The 15,120-nt window shown below is 70.3% G+C and carries 16 protein-coding genes; 10 read left to right on the top strand and 6 right to left on the bottom strand.

From position 1 onward, the window contains the following. Window positions 1-86: 86 nt before the first annotated feature. The 4 genes from phnN to phnF form a co-directional block, all read right to left on the bottom strand. Entirely contained in the window at window positions 87-656 is a 570-nt protein-coding gene (phnN, locus tag LDO27_RS08200) for a phosphonate metabolism protein/1,5-bisphosphokinase (PRPP-forming) PhnN (RefSeq protein WP_224041065.1), read from the bottom strand. Continuing rightward, a complete protein-coding gene (locus LDO27_RS08205; protein ID WP_224041067.1) occupies window positions 653-1,384 on the bottom strand; it encodes a DUF1045 domain-containing protein in 732 nt (243 codons plus the stop codon). Before LDO27_RS08205 ends, phnN begins: the two co-directional genes overlap by 4 nt. Continuing rightward, window positions 1,381-2,598, bottom strand: a complete 1,218-nt coding sequence (locus tag LDO27_RS08210) for an alpha-D-ribose 1-methylphosphonate 5-triphosphate diphosphatase (protein ID WP_224041069.1) — start codon at window positions 2,596-2,598, stop codon at window positions 1,381-1,383. The genes LDO27_RS08205 and LDO27_RS08210 overlap by 4 nt, the downstream gene beginning before the upstream one ends. Window positions 2,599-2,662: 64 nt before the next feature. Further along, the gene (gene phnF, locus LDO27_RS08215; RefSeq protein ID WP_224041071.1) at window positions 2,663-3,397 is read right to left on the bottom strand and encodes a phosphonate metabolism transcriptional regulator PhnF; all 735 of its coding nucleotides are present in this window, start codon (window positions 3,395-3,397) and stop codon (window positions 2,663-2,665) included. 181 nt (window positions 3,398-3,578) lie between these two features. Between phnF and phnG the strand changes: the two genes are divergently transcribed. From phnG to LDO27_RS08250, 7 genes are read left to right on the top strand one after another with little or no spacing between them, the layout of a single operon-like run. After that, entirely contained in the window at window positions 3,579-4,100 is a 522-nt protein-coding gene (gene phnG / locus LDO27_RS08220) for a phosphonate C-P lyase system protein PhnG (RefSeq protein WP_224041073.1), read from the top strand. Between the two features lies 1 nt (window position 4,101). Further along, a complete protein-coding gene (gene phnH, locus LDO27_RS08225) occupies window positions 4,102-4,731 on the top strand; it encodes a phosphonate C-P lyase system protein PhnH (RefSeq protein ID WP_224041075.1) in 630 nt (209 codons plus the stop codon). A gap of 1 nt (window position 4,732) precedes the next feature. Further along, window positions 4,733-5,905: a carbon-phosphorus lyase complex subunit PhnI gene (locus LDO27_RS08230; RefSeq protein WP_224041076.1), complete on the top strand. Its 1,173-nt coding sequence runs from the start codon at window positions 4,733-4,735 to the stop codon at window positions 5,903-5,905. Continuing rightward, complete coding sequence (locus LDO27_RS08235; protein ID WP_224041077.1) at window positions 5,902-6,804, top strand: alpha-D-ribose 1-methylphosphonate 5-phosphate C-P-lyase PhnJ; 903 nt, start codon at window positions 5,902-5,904, stop codon at window positions 6,802-6,804. Before LDO27_RS08230 ends, LDO27_RS08235 begins: the two co-directional genes overlap by 4 nt. Next, the gene (gene phnK, locus LDO27_RS08240) at window positions 6,801-7,577 is read left to right on the top strand and encodes a phosphonate C-P lyase system protein PhnK (RefSeq protein ID WP_224041078.1); all 777 of its coding nucleotides are present in this window, start codon (window positions 6,801-6,803) and stop codon (window positions 7,575-7,577) included. The genes LDO27_RS08235 and phnK overlap by 4 nt, the downstream gene beginning before the upstream one ends. A 2-nt stretch (window positions 7,578-7,579) precedes the next feature. Next, window positions 7,580-8,308 carry a phosphonate C-P lyase system protein PhnL gene (phnL, locus tag LDO27_RS08245; protein ID WP_224041079.1) on the top strand — a complete coding sequence of 243 codons (729 nt, stop codon included), beginning with the start codon at window positions 7,580-7,582 and terminating at the stop codon, window positions 8,306-8,308. A gap of 41 nt (window positions 8,309-8,349) precedes the next feature. Beyond that, window positions 8,350-9,564, top strand: a complete 1,215-nt coding sequence (locus LDO27_RS08250; RefSeq protein ID WP_224041080.1) for an alpha-D-ribose 1-methylphosphonate 5-triphosphate diphosphatase — start codon at window positions 8,350-8,352, stop codon at window positions 9,562-9,564. Window positions 9,565-9,581: 17 nt separating this feature from the next. Here the strand turns inward: LDO27_RS08250 and LDO27_RS08255 are convergent, their stop codons facing one another. Continuing rightward, the gene (locus tag LDO27_RS08255) at window positions 9,582-10,496 is read right to left on the bottom strand and encodes a LysR family transcriptional regulator (protein ID WP_224041081.1); all 915 of its coding nucleotides are present in this window, start codon (window positions 10,494-10,496) and stop codon (window positions 9,582-9,584) included. Between the two features lie 102 nt (window positions 10,497-10,598). On the opposite strand from LDO27_RS08255, the gene LDO27_RS08260 reads away from it, so the two are divergent. From LDO27_RS08260 to LDO27_RS08270, 3 genes are all read left to right on the top strand, one after another. Beyond that, window positions 10,599-11,516: a dihydrodipicolinate synthase family protein gene (locus LDO27_RS08260; RefSeq protein WP_222201047.1), complete on the top strand. Its 918-nt coding sequence runs from the start codon at window positions 10,599-10,601 to the stop codon at window positions 11,514-11,516. 66 nt (window positions 11,517-11,582) lie between these two features. Next, a complete protein-coding gene (locus LDO27_RS08265) occupies window positions 11,583-12,542 on the top strand; it encodes a Bug family tripartite tricarboxylate transporter substrate binding protein (protein ID WP_222201048.1) in 960 nt (319 codons plus the stop codon). Window positions 12,543-12,616: 74 nt separating this feature from the next. Next, window positions 12,617-14,047, top strand: a complete 1,431-nt coding sequence (locus LDO27_RS08270; protein WP_224041082.1) for an aldehyde dehydrogenase family protein — start codon at window positions 12,617-12,619, stop codon at window positions 14,045-14,047. A gap of 20 nt (window positions 14,048-14,067) precedes the next feature. On the opposite strand, the gene LDO27_RS08275 is transcribed toward LDO27_RS08270, so the two are convergent. Then, the gene (locus tag LDO27_RS08275; protein WP_224041084.1) at window positions 14,068-15,108 is read right to left on the bottom strand and encodes a DUF2235 domain-containing protein; all 1,041 of its coding nucleotides are present in this window, start codon (window positions 15,106-15,108) and stop codon (window positions 14,068-14,070) included. Window positions 15,109-15,120: the final 12 nt, after the last annotated feature.

Here is a 15,120-nt window from a genome sequence, read left to right on the forward strand (position 1 = left end):
GCGCGCCCTTCTCCCCTCTCCCGCCAGCGGGAGAGGGGCCGGGGGCGAGGGTGACCGCATCCAAGAGCCAAGCCCCAGCCAACCTCTCAGACCTTCGCCCCAACCACCTCCACAAACGCCTCCACGGAGTCCTCCAGCGCCCCACTATTGTCGATCTCCACCAGACGGCACCCCGCGGGCACTTCAAAAGCCCGCGCCGCGCGCTCCAGCCGCCGGGCGATCGCGTCCTCTTCCTCGCGCCCACGCCGACGCAGCCGCTCGCCCAGGATCTGCGGCGACACCCGCACGTGCACCGCGCATAGCCTCGGATAGCGCGCCAGCGCCTCGGGCAGGTATTCGCGCGAGCCGTTGACGATCACCTTCAGTCCCCGGGCCAGCCATTGCTCGATTTCCACGCCGATGCCGTAGTGCAGCCCGTGGCTGTGCCAATGCAGCGCCAGGCAGCCCAGCGCGACACGGCGCCGGAATTCCTCCACCGACAGCGCCACCGACGCCTCGTTCGCATCCGCGGCACGCGTGATATAGCGGTGCGCCACCACGATGCGGTGGTCCGTGCCCAGCCGCTGGCGCAACGCCTGCAGCAGCGAATCCTTGCCGCTGCCGGACGGCCCCATCAGGTAGAACAGGCCGCTGCCATCGATCGGGACGGCGCTCATGGCAGGAACGCCGCGCCCGCGCCGTCGCGCGTGCGGCCATCGAAGCCATAGTGCCGGGCCGCGACAAAGCCGGCGCCCGGTTCGGGCTGGACGAATACGCTGATTGCGTCCACCGCGAGCGGCGTGGCGAGCAACGCGCCCGTGTCGGCACGCAGGCTGGCGACCGCCGCCTCCTGTTCCGCGGGCGCCAGCATGCCGGTCAGCGTGATGTGAAAGGTGAAGGTGTCGAACACGTACGGATACCCCCATTCGCGCAGCATGTGCTGCTGGCGCGGGGACAGGCGCCCGGGGTCCCGCCTTGCCACTTCCGCCGCCGTGGCCGGCGCGCGAAAGCGCTCGAAATCGCGTACGCAGGCATCCGCCAGCGCGTGCATGGCGCGTGCACCGCCGCTGTCCTCGTCCGCGAGGCACCACGCCACGAAGCCGCGCAGCGCGCGCAGGTCCAGCGTTGCGTCGAAGGGCTGGCGGCCCGCCGCGAAGGCGCGCGCGGCGGCGTCCAGCATGGCCGCATCGGTCCCTTCGGCCAGGCGGAAAGGCGGTTTCAACGTTGCGTGCAATCCGTAGCGGGCGGGCGCCTCGACCCAGTGCGACGGCCGCGCCTCCACCGTGGCGGGCGGCGCCAGCGGCCGGCCGCTGTCCGCATCGCGGCCGAGCCATTGGCTGCCGAACGTGTGGAAAGGCCCGGCGGGCGCCAGGTAAATGGCGTAGCGGTGCGCCTGCATGGTCATGCCGCCATGGGCGGCATGCCGCTGCCGCCGTCCAGCGCCATGTCGACGGTGTGCAGCGCCATCGTGGCGTAGCGCAGATGGCCGCCGACAATCACGCCGACCACGCGCGGCAGCGAGGGCACGCGGTCGTCGACGAGAATGGCATCGGCGCGCAGGCCCGGCGCCAGCGCGCCGCGGTCGGACAGTCCCGCCGCGCGCGCGGGATTGCGCGACACCAATTGCCAGGCACCCGCGAGATCGGTCACGCCGAGCAACGCCAGCCGGAAGGCCGCCTGCAACGGCGCGGGATAGTAGTAGTCGGAGGCGAGCACCGTGCACAGGCCGGCGGCCACCATTTCGGTGGCGCTGGGCGCGCCGGTATGGCTGGAGCCGCGCACCACGTTGGGCGCGCCGAACACGATCTCGTTGCCGAGCTGGCGGGCGGTGCGCGCGGCATCCACCGTCAGCGGAAATTCGGCGATGGCGCTGCCCTGGCGGTGGTAGCGCTGCCGCGTGGCGGTATCGGGATCGTCATGCGAAGCAACCGGCAGGCCCGCGGCGCGGGCGGCGGCGGTGAGCCGCGCCATCGCTTCGGGCACCCTGGGCGTGTTGCCCTGCGCCGCGCGCAGCCGCTCGCGGAAGGTCTCCAGATGGCACTCCGCGCGGGAGGCGTACTCCATCATCTTGCGCTCGTCGGCCATGCGGCGGGCCATCGTCGGCAGATGATCGTTGATCGCCAGCAGGCTCACGCGTCCGTCCGCGATCCACGACAGCGCGCTTTCCACGCCTTCGACGTGGTGCGCCTCGAACCGCAGGTGTACGCGGTGGCAGGCGCCGAGCAGCGGCTTGAGCTGCGCGAGCGCGTCGAACATGCGCACCGCATAGGGCTCGCCGCGCAGCCCGCCTTCCCAGGACAGGGTCAGGCCGTGGAACTCGGTGGTGATGCCGTGCGCCAGCAGCTGCCGGTCGACGTCGGCAAGCGCCGCGCCGTAGGGAAAGGACACGCCCGGCCGCGGCATGACCGCGCGTTCGAAGGCGTCGCCGTGCAGGTCGACGATGCCGGGCAGCACCAGGAGCTCGCCAGCATCGATGCAGCGGCCGAAGCCCCTGGGGTTGGCCGCGATGCGCCCATCGCGGAATGCCAGCGTGGCGGGGACGAGGCCGGCGGGACCAAGCACGCGCTTGCCCGTGATGCCGGCGAGCGGCGTGGTATTGGGATGGTCGTTCGAGAGCATGGTCGCAGAGTAGTGCCGGTACATGACAGACAGATGTCTAGACCATTCGCCGGACAAAGTCGACTCAATCCGCGTCCGACACCGTCAGTTGCACCCAGTCCCCCGCGAAGCGCGTGATGCTGTACTGCACGGGCGCGCCATCGATATCCACGTTCAGCGCCTCGACCTGCAGCACCGGCCGCGTCTTGGGCTGGTTCAGCAGGCGCGCCACGGGCGCCGTGGGCAGTGCCGCCGTGATGCGCGACCATTTGCGCGTGTAGTCCACCACGCCGCAGCTGGACAGCGCGCGCGAGATCGAGCGCTCCTCGCGCAGCAGCCGTTCCATGTCGGGAAAGCGCCTGGCCTCGAAGTAATGCTCCGCGACGTCGATGGGCCGGTTGTCGGCCTTGCCGACCATCTGCACATGGACGATCTCGGCGGTGCGCGCCAGGCCCAGATGGCGGGCCACCTCCGGCAGCCGCCCCACCTGGCTGCCGACGACTTCCGTATGGCCGCGCATGCCCTGCGCGGCCAGGTTCTCCGAGAAGCGCGTGCGGCGCGCGATCGCATAGTCGATCGCATGCTCCTGCACGAAGGTGCCGCGGCCCTGTTCGATCCGCACGAGGCCGCTCTGCTCCAGCTCGCTCATCGCCCGCCGCACGGTATGGCGGTTCACCGCGAAGCGCGTCGCCAGCTCCGGTTCGGGGGGCAGCTGCTCGCCCGGCGCGTACAGCTTCTTGCGGATGTCCTCGGCCAGCGCCTCGCCGATCTGGCGCCACACGGCCACCCCGGACCCCCGTTCCAATTCTCGTTCCGACATCTCGCCTTTCCTCTTGTCATCGGGCTTTCATCAGCAACGTGCGATTGTGCCCCAGTGCCGCGCCTCGCAGGCGGTAGCCGATCAGCGCGCGGGTCCGTCATCAAAGGGTCATGCGGGCGTGGTCTAGTAGCGCCGTGCTGCTGCACTCTACATCTAAACGTATAGACGTATAGGGGTGACGATGACAGGCGAAACCGCCAACCCGGGCTCCACCGCCCACCCGAACGATCCGGCCCACGCCACCCGTGCCGCGTGGCTGCGGCTGCTGGCGCTGGCTGAGCCGGACGCGCTCGCCGGCGCCTATGCCCGCCTCGCGGGGCTAGCTCCCCTGCCCGCCTACCGCCTGCTGCGCAAGCCGGAGTCCGGCATGGCGATGGTGCGCGGCCGCGCCGGCGGCACCGGCGCGCGCTTCAATCTCGGCGAGATCACCGTCTCGCGCTGCGCGGTGGTGCTCGAGGCCGCGCCGGGCACGCAGGACGGCGCCACGGCCGGCGTCGCCTACGTGCAAGGTCGCGACTGCCGCCATGTCGAGCACGCGGCCGTGCTGGATGCGCTGCTGCAGCGCCCGGAATGGCACCAGCGCGTGCAGGAGATCGTGCTGGCCCCGATCGCCCGCCGGCTGGCCGACCGTGCCGCGCAGGAGGCGGCAATCGCCGCGCAGACGCGCGTCGAGTTTTTCACGATGGCGCGCGGAGACGACTGAGATGACGCCGACCCAAACCATGACCGCAGCGCTGGCCACCCGCTCCGCCACCTCGCTGCTGCCGGGCTTCGGCGATCCCGTCGATGACGCGCAGCAGGTGTTCGCCGCCGCCCTGCAGGCGTTCGCCAACCCGGGCCGAACTGCCACGCTCGCCATCGGCTGCGGCTGTCCCGCCGGCCTGTCGCCCGCGATGGCGGCGCTGCTGCTGACGCTGGCCGATCCCGACACGCCCGTCTGGCTGCCCGCGGACATCGGCGACGCGGCGCGGGCCTTCCTGCGCTTCCACTGCGGCTGCCCGCTGGTGGACGACCTCGCGGCCGCCACCTTCGTGTGCGTGCCGGCCGGACACGCGATGCCGGCGCTGTCCCGATGCGCCCAGGGCGACCCCGCCTACCCCGACCGCTCCGCCACGCTCATCGCCGAAATGGCATCGCTGGACGAGGGCGAGGCGCTGACGCTGCGCGGCCCCGGCATCGAGACGACGCGGACGCTGCACGCGGACGGCCTGCCGCCGGGCTTCCGCGCGCAATGGCGCGCCAACAATGCCGGCTTTCCGCTCGGCGTGGACCTGCTGCTGACCGCGGGGAACCGCATTTGTGCGCTCGCGCGCACCACCATCGTGGAGGACTGACATGTACGTAGCAGTCAAAGGCGGCGAACGCGCCATCCTGAACTCCTACCGGCTGGTCGACGCCTATCGCCGCGGCGACCCTTCGGTGCCCGAGCTGACGCTGGCGCAGATCCGCGAGCAGATGCCGCTGGCCGTCTCGCGCGTGATGGCCGAGGGCTCGCTGTACGACCCGCACCTGGCCGCGCTCGTCCTCAAGCAGGCGGCCGGCGACCAGATCGAGGCCATCTTCCTGCTGCGCGCCTACCGCACCACGCTGTCGCGCTTTGGCTACACGGAACCGGTGGACACCGGCGACATGCGCCTGCGCCGCCGTATCTCGTCGACCTTCAAGGACGTGCCGGGCGGGCAGGTGCTCGGCCCCACCTGGGACTACACACAGCGCCTGCTCGACTTCTCCCTCGAGGCCGAACGCGCGCACGAGCCCATGCCCGTCGGCCGCCCCGCCGACGACGCCGGCATGGCGCGCGTCACCGACCTGCTGGAGAGGGAAGAGCTGGTGGAAGCGGACGCCATCCCGCCCGGCGACCCCGTGCCGCCCGACCTGACGCGAGAACCGCTGACCCTGCCCGCCGGCCGCGCCGCGCGGCTGCAGAACCTGGCCCGCGCCGACGAGGGCTTCCTGCTGGCCATGGGCTATTCCACGCAGCGCGGCTATGGCAACACCCATCCGTTCGCGGCCGAGATCCGCTACGGCACCGCCGAGGTGGAGTTGTTCGTCGAGGAGCTGGGCTTTGCCGTGACCATCGGCGAGATCGAACTGACCGAGTGCCAGATGATCAGCCAGTTCGCCGGCAGCGCCGAGGAAGCGCCCCGCTTCACGCGGGGCTATGGGCTGGTGTTCGGCTACAACGAGCGCAAGGCGATGTCCATGGCGCTCGTCGACCGCTCGATGCGCGCGGCGGAATTGGGCGAAGCCGCCGACGCCCCTGCCAACGATATCGAGTTCATGCTGTACCACAGCGATAACGTCGAGGCCTCGGGCTTCGTGCAGCACTTGAAGCTGCCGCACTACGTCGACTTCCAGACCAATCTCGAACTGCTGCGCCGCCTGCGCGCGCAGTCCGGCGCGGGCGCCGGCGGCAACGAGGCCGCCAACGACGCGGCCGCCGTCGGCATCGACACCGACGCCGCCCATCCCGACCTGCAGCAGCCCGTGGAGGAGACCCTCGCATGACCGCCGCCAACGCCACGGTGCGCGACGACAGCGTCGCGCGCGACCCGCACTACAACTTCGGCTACCTCGACGAATCGACCAAGCGCATGCTGCGCCGGGCCCTGCTCAAGGCCGTCGCCATCCCCGGCTACCAGGTGCCGTTCGGCAGCCGCGAAATGCCGCTCCCCTATGGCTGGGGCACGGGCGGCATCCAGGTGACCGCGGCCATCATCGGCCGCCAGGACGTGCTCAAGGTCATCGACCAGGGCTCGGACGACACCACCAACGCCATCAATATCCGCCGCTTCTTCGGCCGCGTCACCGGCGTCAAGACCACCGAGCGCACGCCGGAGGCGACCATCGTCCAGACCCGCCACCGCATCCCCGAAACGCCGCTGCGCGAAGGCCAGACCCTGGTCTTCCAGGTGCCGATTCCCGAGCCGCTGCGGTGGCTCGAACCCAGCGAGACCGAGACCCGCACCATGCATGCGCTGGCCGAATACGGCGCCATGCACGTCAAGCTCTACGAGGACATCGCGCGCCACGGCCATATCGCCACCACCTACGACTATCCGGTGATCGTCAACGAGCGCTACATGATGCGTCCCTCGCCCATTCCCAAGTTCGACAACCCCAAGCTGGACCGCAGCCCCGCGCTGATGCTGTTCGGCGCGGGCCGCGAAAAGCGCGTCTACGCGGTGCCGCCCTACACCCGCGTCAAGAGCCTGGACTTCGTCGATCATCCGTTCTCCGTCGAGACGTGGTCCACCTGCTGCGCGCAGTGCGGCGCCACCGACAGCTACCTGGACGAGATCATCACCGACGATGCCGGCACGCGCATGTTCGTGTGCTCGGACACCGAATACTGCGCGGACCGCCAAGCCGCGCAAACCATGCAGGCCGCGGGGAACGCACGATGAGCGCGACACCCCTGCTGTCGGTGCGCCAGCTCACGCGCACCTGGGACGGTGTGCACGGCTGCCACGATGTCAGCTTCGATCTCTATCCCGGCGAGGTGCTGTGCGTGGTCGGCGAGTCCGGCTCCGGCAAGAGCACCCTGCTGCAGGCGCTCTCGATGCAGGCGCCGGCGCAGCGCGGCTCGGTCAGCTACGACATGCGCGAAAACGGCCTGACCGATCTGGCCACCCTGTCCAGCGCGCGCATGCGGCTGCTGGCGCGCACCGACTGGGGCTTCGTCCACCAGCACGCGCGCGACGGCCTGCGCATGCAGGTCAGCGCCGGCGCCAATATCGCCGAGCGACTGATGGCCGTGGGCCAGCGCCACTACGGCGAGCTGCGCGACGTGGCCGGGGCATGGCTGGAAAAGATGGAGATCGACCTGGCGCGGCTGGACGACACCCCGCGCGCCTTCTCCGGCGGCATGCAGCAGCGGCTGCAGATCGCCCGCAACCTGGTGACGCACCCGCGCCTGGTGTTCATGGACGAGCCGACCGCCTCGCTCGACGTGTCGGTGCAAGCGCGGCTGCTGGACCTGCTGCGCCGGCTGGTGACCGATCTGGGCCTTGCCGCCATCCTCGTCACTCACGATCTCGCCGTGGCGCGCCTGCTCGCCCATCGCACGCTGGTGATGCAGGGCGGCCGCGTGGTGGAACAGGGCCTGACCGACCAGATCCTGGACGATCCGCAGCATCCCTACACCCAGTTGCTCGTCTCTTCCATCCTGCAGGGCTGACCATGACGCAAGCCAACCCCAACAATGCGCTGATCGCCGTGCGCGGCCTCGGCAAGATGTTCACGTTGCACAACCAGGGCGGGATTCGTTTGCCGGTGCTTCAGGCCGTCGATTTCGAGGCGGGCGCTGGCGAATGCCTAGTGCTGTCCGGGCGCTCCGGCACTGGCAAGAGCACCCTGTTGCGCTGCCTGTACGGCAACTACCTCGCCACCGAGGGCACGATCCAGCTGCGCGATACCAGCGCCGAAGGCGCGCCGTGGGTGGAGCTGACCAACGCCCCGGAGCAGCGCGTGCTCGCGCTGCGGCGGCATGTGATCGGCTATGTCAGCCAGTTCCTGCGCGCCATTCCGCGCGTCGGCACGCTGGACGTGGTGGCCGATCCCCTGCAGCAGCGCGGCGCGGACCGCGACGAGGCGCGGGAGCGCGCGGCCATCCTGCTCGAACGCCTGAACCTGCCGCGCCGGCTGTGGGATCTGCCGCCGGCCACCTTCTCGGGCGGCGAGCAGCAGCGCGTCAATATCGCGCGCGGCCTGATCGGCGGCCATCCGATCCTGCTGCTGGACGAGCCCACCGCCTCGCTCGACGCCGACAACCGCGCGGTGGTGATCGAACTGATCCGCGAGGCGCTGGCCGACGGCCGCTGCCTGATCGGCATCTTCCACGACGAAGCGGTGCGCGATGCCGTGGCCACGCGGCTGCTGCCGCTGCAACCGGCCGCGGCCCTCGCCTGAACCCGCGGCAAGCCTTCCACGAACCCGACACGGAACCGGACATGTCCGCCACCTACCTGACCCATATCACCCTCGTCCTGCCCGACCGCGTGCTGCCCGACAGCGCGCTGCTGATCGAGGACGGACGCATCGCCGCGATCGAACCGGAACCGGCCGCGGTGCCGCCCCATGCCAACGTGCTCGCGCTGCCGGGCCACACCGTCATGCCCGGCCTGATCGACGTGCACTGCGACGCCATCGAGAAGGAGGCCGAGCCGCGCGCCAGCGTGCTGTTTCCGCTGGACTTCGCGGTCGCGCAGGTCGACCGCCGCAACGCGGCCGCCGGCATCACCACCCCTTACCATGCGCTGTCGTTCGCCAGCCGCGAATGGGGCGTGCGCAACAACGAGACCGCCGCCACGCTGGTGCGCACCGTCGCCGCCTGGCGCGCCCACGGCCTCGTCGACAACCGCATCCACTGCCGCTACGAGGTGACCGACGCCGCGGCGGTGCCGGTACTGGAAGCGCTGATGGATGACGGCGTGGTCGATCTGCTGTCGGTGATGGACCATTCGCCCGGCCAGGGCCAGTTCAAGACGCTGGACGCCTATCTGGCCTACATGATGGGCAACCACGGCATGACGCGCGAAGAGGCGGCCGCAGCCGCGGCAAAAAAGAGCGCCGACCTCGATGGCGCCCACGAGCGCGTCGAACGGCTGCTGTCGCGGGCGCAGCGGGCCGGCATTCCTACCGCCAGCCACGACGACGATTCGGCGCAGCGCATTGCCACGATGCATGGCCTGGGCGTGCGCATGAGCGAATTCCCCATCAACCTCGAGACCGCGCAAGCCGCTGCCAGCCACGCGCTGCCCACCATCCTGGGCGCGCCCAACGTGCTGCGCGGCCGCAGCCAGAGCGGTTCGATGCGCGCCATCGACGCCATCCGCGCCGGCGTGGGCAATATCCTGTGCTCCGACTACCAGCCCTCGACGCTGATCGCGGCCGCGTTCGCGGCGGCGCGGCTCTCGGAACTGCCGCTGAACGAGGCGCTCGCGCTGGTCACGGCGAATCCGGCCGACGCGTGCCTGCTGCACGACCGCGGACGGCTCGCGCCGGGCGCGCGCGCCGACGTGATCGCGGTCGCCCACGTCGCCGGCCAGCCGATGGTCACGCATACGTGGTCCGCGGGCAGGCTCGTTTTCGCGGCCGGCTATCCCGCGCTGGCGGCGGGCGCCGCCCATCGCCCCTCGCCGGAAACGGTGCGCGAGGCGGCCTGAGCCGCCGCGGCAGCGGCTCAGCCGCTGCCCTCCTTCCTTGCGCCCGCCGGCAACGCCTGCTGCAGCAGCCCCCGCACGTTAGCCGCCACCTGGTGCGGATTGCCCCGCCGCCAGACCAGGTGCAGTTCGACGTCAAGTCCCACCGGTTCGTCCAGCGGGCGAAAGCCCACGCCGGCGTAGCCGAGCCGCCAGGCCGACTGCGGCACCAGCGCGACGCCCATGCCGGCATCCACCAGCGACAGGATCGAATGGGTGTGGCTGAGCGTCTGCACGGTGTCGGGCGCCACGCCCTCGGCGCGCAGGCGTCCGGCGACGATCTCGTACAGATAGCGCGATTCGGACGGGCAGAACTCGATGAAAGGCTGCGCCTCGAGCGAGGCGAGCGTCAGGCGTTCGGCCTGCAGCAGCGGATGGCCGACCGGCGCGGCCAGCACGAACGGCTCGCGCAGCAGCGGCGCTGACTCCGCGAAGCTGCGCGGCGAGAACGGCCGGACCACGCCCAGCTCGATGCGGTCCGCGCCGATGGCTTCGAGCTGCGCGTCGGTCTGCATTTCCCGCAGCGCGATATGGACCTCGGGCAGGCTGGCCCGGATCGTGGACAGCAGTTGGGGCAGCAGCGTGAAGCTGGCCGCCGGAATGAATCCCATCGTGACGCAACCGGCATCAGCCCGCATGGCGCGGCGCGCCGCCAGCTTCGCGGCCTGGCTGCGGCGCAGGATGTCCTCGGCTTCGCGCAGGAAGGTTGCGCCCGCGGGCGTGAGCCGCACCGCGCCGCCCGAGCGCTCCAGCAGCTGCACCCCCACCTCATGTTCGAGCAGCTGGATATGCCGCGTCAGCGGCGGCTGGGTCATGTTCAGCAGCGCCGCGGCGCGGCCGAAATGCAGCTCGGTCGCGACCGCCACGAAGCTGCGGAGATGGGATAGCTGAAGCACGATTCAAAAATTGAATTGGCGGATCGCCAGTTTGAATTGGACGGCGGAACCGGGGCCTTCTTAAAGTAGCGCCTCCAATGTCCTACCCGTTCAGGAGATCAAGTGGCGACTTTCCAAGGTTCCGCGCTGCGCGAGGCGCTCAATGGCATTTCCGGCATCCTGGTCACGCCATTCGACGCGAATGATACCGTCTCGCCGGGCCCGCTCGCGGCCGTGGTGGACCGCGCCGTCGGCGCCGGCGTGCATGTGCTGGTCGCCAACGGCAATACCAGCGAGTTCTATGGCCTGCGCGAGCAGGAAGCCGCGCGCATGGTCCATGTGGCCGCCGAGTACGTGGCCGGCCGCGTACCGCTGCTGGCCGGCGTCGGCCGCAGCGTCCACGAGGCTTGCGCGCTGGCCGCCACCTCCCGCGAGGCCGGCGCCGACGCGCTGATGGTGCACCAGCCGCCCGATCCCTTCGTGTCGCCGCGCGGCGTGGTCTCCTACGTGCGCAGCATCGCCGAGGCGGGCCAGGGCCTGCCGCTGGTGCTCTACCTGCGCAACGAGAATATCGGCCTGGCCGCCATCGAGGCGCTGTGCCGCATCCCCGAGGTGGTCGGCGTCAAGTGGGCCTCCCCCACGCCGCTGGTGCTGGCCGAGGCCATCCGCCGCACCGCCGACCGCGGGCTGGCCTGGGTCGGCGGCCTCGCCGAGGTGTGGGCGCCCTCCTTCTATGCGGTCGGCGCGCGCGGCTTTACCTCCGGCCTGATCAACGTGATGCCCGAGCGCTCGGTGGCGATCCATCGCGCGCTGGAAGCCGGCGACTACGCGCTGTCCATGCGCCTGATCGGCGAAATGCTGCCCTTCGAGGAACTGCGGGCCCAGGAGAACAACGGCACCAATGTCACCGTGGTCAAGTCGGCGCTCGCGCTGATGGGAAACGACTGCGGTGCGACCCGGGCGCCCTCGGCGTGGCCGCTGACAGACGCGCAGCAGCAGCGCCTGCGCGAGCTGATGAGCGGCTGGGGCCTGGCGCGCTGATCCCCGCGGCGCATGGCGCACGCCATGCGCCCCCACACAACAACAAATCGTCACTGGAGACCATCGATGCAATTCCGTCGTACCCTGCTCGCGCTTTGCGCCTTCGCCTCGCTGACCGGCACCGCCGCGGCGCAGAACTATCCCTCGCGTCCCATCACCGTCGTGGTCGGCTCCAGCGCCGGCAGCGCGACCGATGGGCTGGCCCGCGCGGTCGGCAATGAAATCACCCGGCTCACCGGCCAGGCGGTGGTGGTGGAAAACCGCGCCGGCGCCATGGGCGGCATCGCGGCCCAGACCGTGGCGCGCGCCAAGCCGGACGGCTACACGCTGTTCATCACCACCAACACCACGCAGGCCGCCAACCCGCACCTGCTCAAGACGCTGCCCTACGATCCGATCAAGGACTTCACGCCCGTCACGCTGATGACCAAGGGCTACCAGCTGCTGGTGGTCAATCCCAACGTGAAGGCCAACAACATCCCCGAGATGATCGCGCTGGCCAAGAAGGACCCTGGCAAGCTCGCCTACGGGTCGGGCAGCTCGTCGGCGCGCGTCGCTGCCGAACTCTTCCAGCAGATGACCGGCACGGAGATGAACTACGTCCCGTACAAGGCCAACCCGCCGGCGGTGATCGATCTGGTCGCCGGCCAGACCGACCTGATGATCGTCGACCTGCCAGCCAGCCTGCCGCACGTGCGTTCGGGCAAGCTGCGCGCGCTGGGCATCAGCGGCCCGAAGCGCTCGCCGCTGGTGCCGAACGTGCCCCCGATCGCCGAGACGCTGCCGGGCTATGAGGCCGGGTACTGGAACGCGCTCTATGCGCCCGCCAACACGCCGCAACCGGTGGTGCAGCGCGTGACCGAGCTGTTCCACCGCGCGCTGGCCGCGCCGAGCGTGCGCCAGGTGGTGGAGCAGTCCGGCCAGGAGATCGCGACCTCCAGCCCCGACGAACTGGGCCGCTTCCAGCTCGCCGAGCTGGATCGCTGGGGCCGCATCATCCGCACGGCGGGGATCGAGAAGGAATAACGGCGTATCACCGCTACTGTCTGTCTCCCCTCTCCCGCCAGCGGGAGAGGGGAGCAAACAAAAGGAATCCGACCATGAAATCCCACTACATCGCCGGCGAATGGACGGCCGGCACGGCCAGCAGCGCCAACGTCAATCCGTCCGACCTGTCCGACATCATCGACCATTACGCGCAGGGCGATGCCGCCGTCGTGGACCACGCGGTGCAGGCGGCGCGGCAGGCGTTCGGCAAGTGGTCGCTGTCCACGCCGCAGCAGCGCTTCGACGTGCTGGACTTCGTCGGCAACGAGCTGTTGCAGCGGCGCGCCGAACTCGGCGACCTGCTGGCCCGCGAGGAAGGCAAGACGCTGCCCGAGGCCACCGGCGAAGTCATGCGCGCCGCGCAGATCTTCAAGTTCTTCGCCGGCGAGGCCCTGCGCACCGCGGGCGAACTGCTGCCGTCGGTGCGCCCGGGCATCGGTGTGGAGGTCACGCGCGAGGCCGTTGGCGTGGTGGCCATGATCGCGCCGTGGAATTTCCCCATCGCGATTCCGGCGTGGAAGATCGCGCCCGCGTTGGCGTATGGCAATTGCGTGGTGTTCAAGCCGGCCGAACTCGTTCCCGGCTCGAGCTGGGCGCTGGCGGAAATCCTCAGCCGCTCCGGCCTGCCGGCCGGCGTGTTCAACCTCGTGCTGGGCCGCGGCCGCGATGTCGGCCAGCGCATGGTCGAGCATCCCCAGGTCGATGCCATCAGCTTCACCGGTTCGGTGGCCACGGGCCGCAGCATCGCCACCCAGGCGGTGCAGCGCCTGGCGAAGTTCCAGCTCGAGATGGGCGGCAAGAACCCGCTGGTGGTGACCGACGACGCCGACCTCGAACAGGCGGTGGAAGTCGCGCTGCAAGGATCGTTCTACTCGACGGGGCAACGCTGCACCGCGTCGAGCCGCATCATCGTCACGCAGGGCATCCACGACCGCTTCGTCGCACGCCTGGCCGAACGGACGGCCGCGCTGGTGGTGGGCGACGCGCGCGACGCCGCCACGCAGATCGGCCCAGTGGTGGACGCCCGCCAGCTGGAGCAGGACGAGCGCTATATCGCCATCGGCAAGGAGGACGGCGCGCGGCTGCTGTGCGGCGGCGAACGGCTGGCGCGGGACAAGGACGGCTTCTACTTCTCCCCTGCCCTGTTCGTGGACTGCAGCAACGACATGCGCATCGCGCGCGAGGAAGTGTTCGGGCCGGTGGCGGCGGTGATCGCGGCGCGCGACTACGACGAAGCGCTGGCGCTGGCCAACGACACCGAGTTCGGCCTGTCCGCGGGCATCTGCACCACGTCGCTCAAGCTCGCCACCCATTTCAAGCGGCACGCGCAGGCCGGCATGGTGATGGTCAACGCGCCGACCGCGGGCGTGGACTTCCACGTGCCGTTCGGGGGCCGCAAGGGGTCGAGCTACGGCCCGCGGGAACAGGGCCGCTACGCGCAGGAGTTCTACACGACGGTGAAGACCGCCTACACGGCGGCGTAGCGGGCGGACGGGCGCCGGGCTCAGTCCGGGCCCGCCGGCAGCGAAAGCAGGTTCTCGCGCAGCGCGGTGTACTCGCCGAGACAGGCCGGATTGGCCAGCAGGCGCTGGCGCAGGCGCCTATCGATGGTCAGGTTCAGCGCCACGCCGGGCGTCCAGCTGCGCGGCTCCTTGTCGATCGGGATCGGCACCTTGCGGGTGAACTCCTCATACGAAGGGTGCGGTTCGCAGGCGTCGTAGTCCTCGCCGATGGCCAGCTGCGGATCGAACAGCATGCCCGCGTCCTGCGCGCGCTGCTGCAGCCACCGCGCGGGCAGCGTGTGCAGGCAGCCGTCCGCGTAGCCGCCGCCAATGTCGGCGTGGGCGCCGATGAACCAGCGCTGCTCCACCGGCCGGTCGGCCGGGCGCTGGACCGAGGCATCGGCGCGCGTCCACAGGGTCGGCGCGTAGGGCGCGCGATACTCGTTGGCGGCAATCGCGTGGTAGGCGCGCAGCACGTGATTGCTCAGCTCGGTATCGTGGAACTGGTAGAAGCCGGAGAAGCCCGGAAAACGGATGCCGCCGACCGGAACGCCAAGGCGGCCCACCGTGTCCCACACCCCCACGAAATCGATGTCCACGGCATGCGAGAAACGGTCCCGGAACGCGCTGGCCTCCGGCGACTTCGGCGCGCACTCGTCGCGGTACAGCGCATAGGCCTCGCCCACGCCGTCGTCCGTCGGCTCCCGCAGCAGCCCGCATTTGCGGATCATGCCGGCGAGGCTGCGCGCCGAATAGGCGCCCCGGCTGAAGCCGAACAGGAACAGCCTGTCGCCGGCGGCGTAGCGCTGCGACAGCCAGCGGTAGCCGTCCCGGATATTGGCCGACAGCCCGGCGCCGAAGGCCCCGCCCGCGAACTTGTCGATGGCGGCCCACAAGCCCCGGCCCTTGGTGCCCACCCCTTCGACGTAGAACGTCTCCTGCCCATCCGTCTCCAGCGCGCTGCGGTACAGCGTGTAGGCGTTGGTGCGATCGTTCGGCTCGTTCCAGGTGCCGTCGAAGAAAACCGCCAGATTCCTGCCCATGCCTGCCTCCCT

It is taken from the genome of Cupriavidus respiraculi, from assembly GCF_914271545.1.
In the GTDB taxonomy this organism is placed as follows: Bacteria; Pseudomonadota; Gammaproteobacteria; order Burkholderiales; family Burkholderiaceae; genus Cupriavidus; species Cupriavidus respiraculi.

What these genes read in the sequence shown, in the direction of transcription:
- phnL (WP_224041079.1), top strand. Translation starts at nt 7,580, where the DNA reads ATGACGCAAGCCAACCCCAACAATGCGCTGATCGCCGTGCGCGGCCTC.
- LDO27_RS08265 (WP_222201048.1), top strand. Translation starts at nt 11,583, where the DNA reads ATGCAATTCCGTCGTACCCTGCTCGCGCTTTGCGCCTTCGCCTCGCTG.
- phnN (WP_224041065.1), bottom strand. Translation starts at nt 656, where the DNA reads ATGAGCGCCGTCCCGATCGATGGCAGCGGCCTGTTCTACCTGATGGGG.
- phnH (WP_224041075.1), top strand. Translation starts at nt 4,102, where the DNA reads ATGACGCCGACCCAAACCATGACCGCAGCGCTGGCCACCCGCTCCGCC.
- LDO27_RS08250 (WP_224041080.1), top strand. Translation starts at nt 8,350, where the DNA reads ATGTCCGCCACCTACCTGACCCATATCACCCTCGTCCTGCCCGACCGC.
- phnG (WP_224041073.1), top strand. Translation starts at nt 3,579, where the DNA reads ATGACAGGCGAAACCGCCAACCCGGGCTCCACCGCCCACCCGAACGAT.
- phnF (WP_224041071.1), bottom strand. Translation starts at nt 3,397, where the DNA reads ATGTCGGAACGAGAATTGGAACGGGGGTCCGGGGTGGCCGTGTGGCGC.
- phnK (WP_224041078.1), top strand. Translation starts at nt 6,801, where the DNA reads ATGAGCGCGACACCCCTGCTGTCGGTGCGCCAGCTCACGCGCACCTGG.
- LDO27_RS08230 (WP_224041076.1), top strand. Translation starts at nt 4,733, where the DNA reads ATGTACGTAGCAGTCAAAGGCGGCGAACGCGCCATCCTGAACTCCTAC.
- LDO27_RS08235 (WP_224041077.1), top strand. Translation starts at nt 5,902, where the DNA reads ATGACCGCCGCCAACGCCACGGTGCGCGACGACAGCGTCGCGCGCGAC.
- LDO27_RS08275 (WP_224041084.1), bottom strand. Translation starts at nt 15,108, where the DNA reads ATGGGCAGGAATCTGGCGGTTTTCTTCGACGGCACCTGGAACGAGCCG.
- LDO27_RS08210 (WP_224041069.1), bottom strand. Translation starts at nt 2,598, where the DNA reads ATGCTCTCGAACGACCATCCCAATACCACGCCGCTCGCCGGCATCACG.
- LDO27_RS08205 (WP_224041067.1), bottom strand. Translation starts at nt 1,384, where the DNA reads ATGACCATGCAGGCGCACCGCTACGCCATTTACCTGGCGCCCGCCGGG.
- LDO27_RS08270 (WP_224041082.1), top strand. Translation starts at nt 12,617, where the DNA reads ATGAAATCCCACTACATCGCCGGCGAATGGACGGCCGGCACGGCCAGC.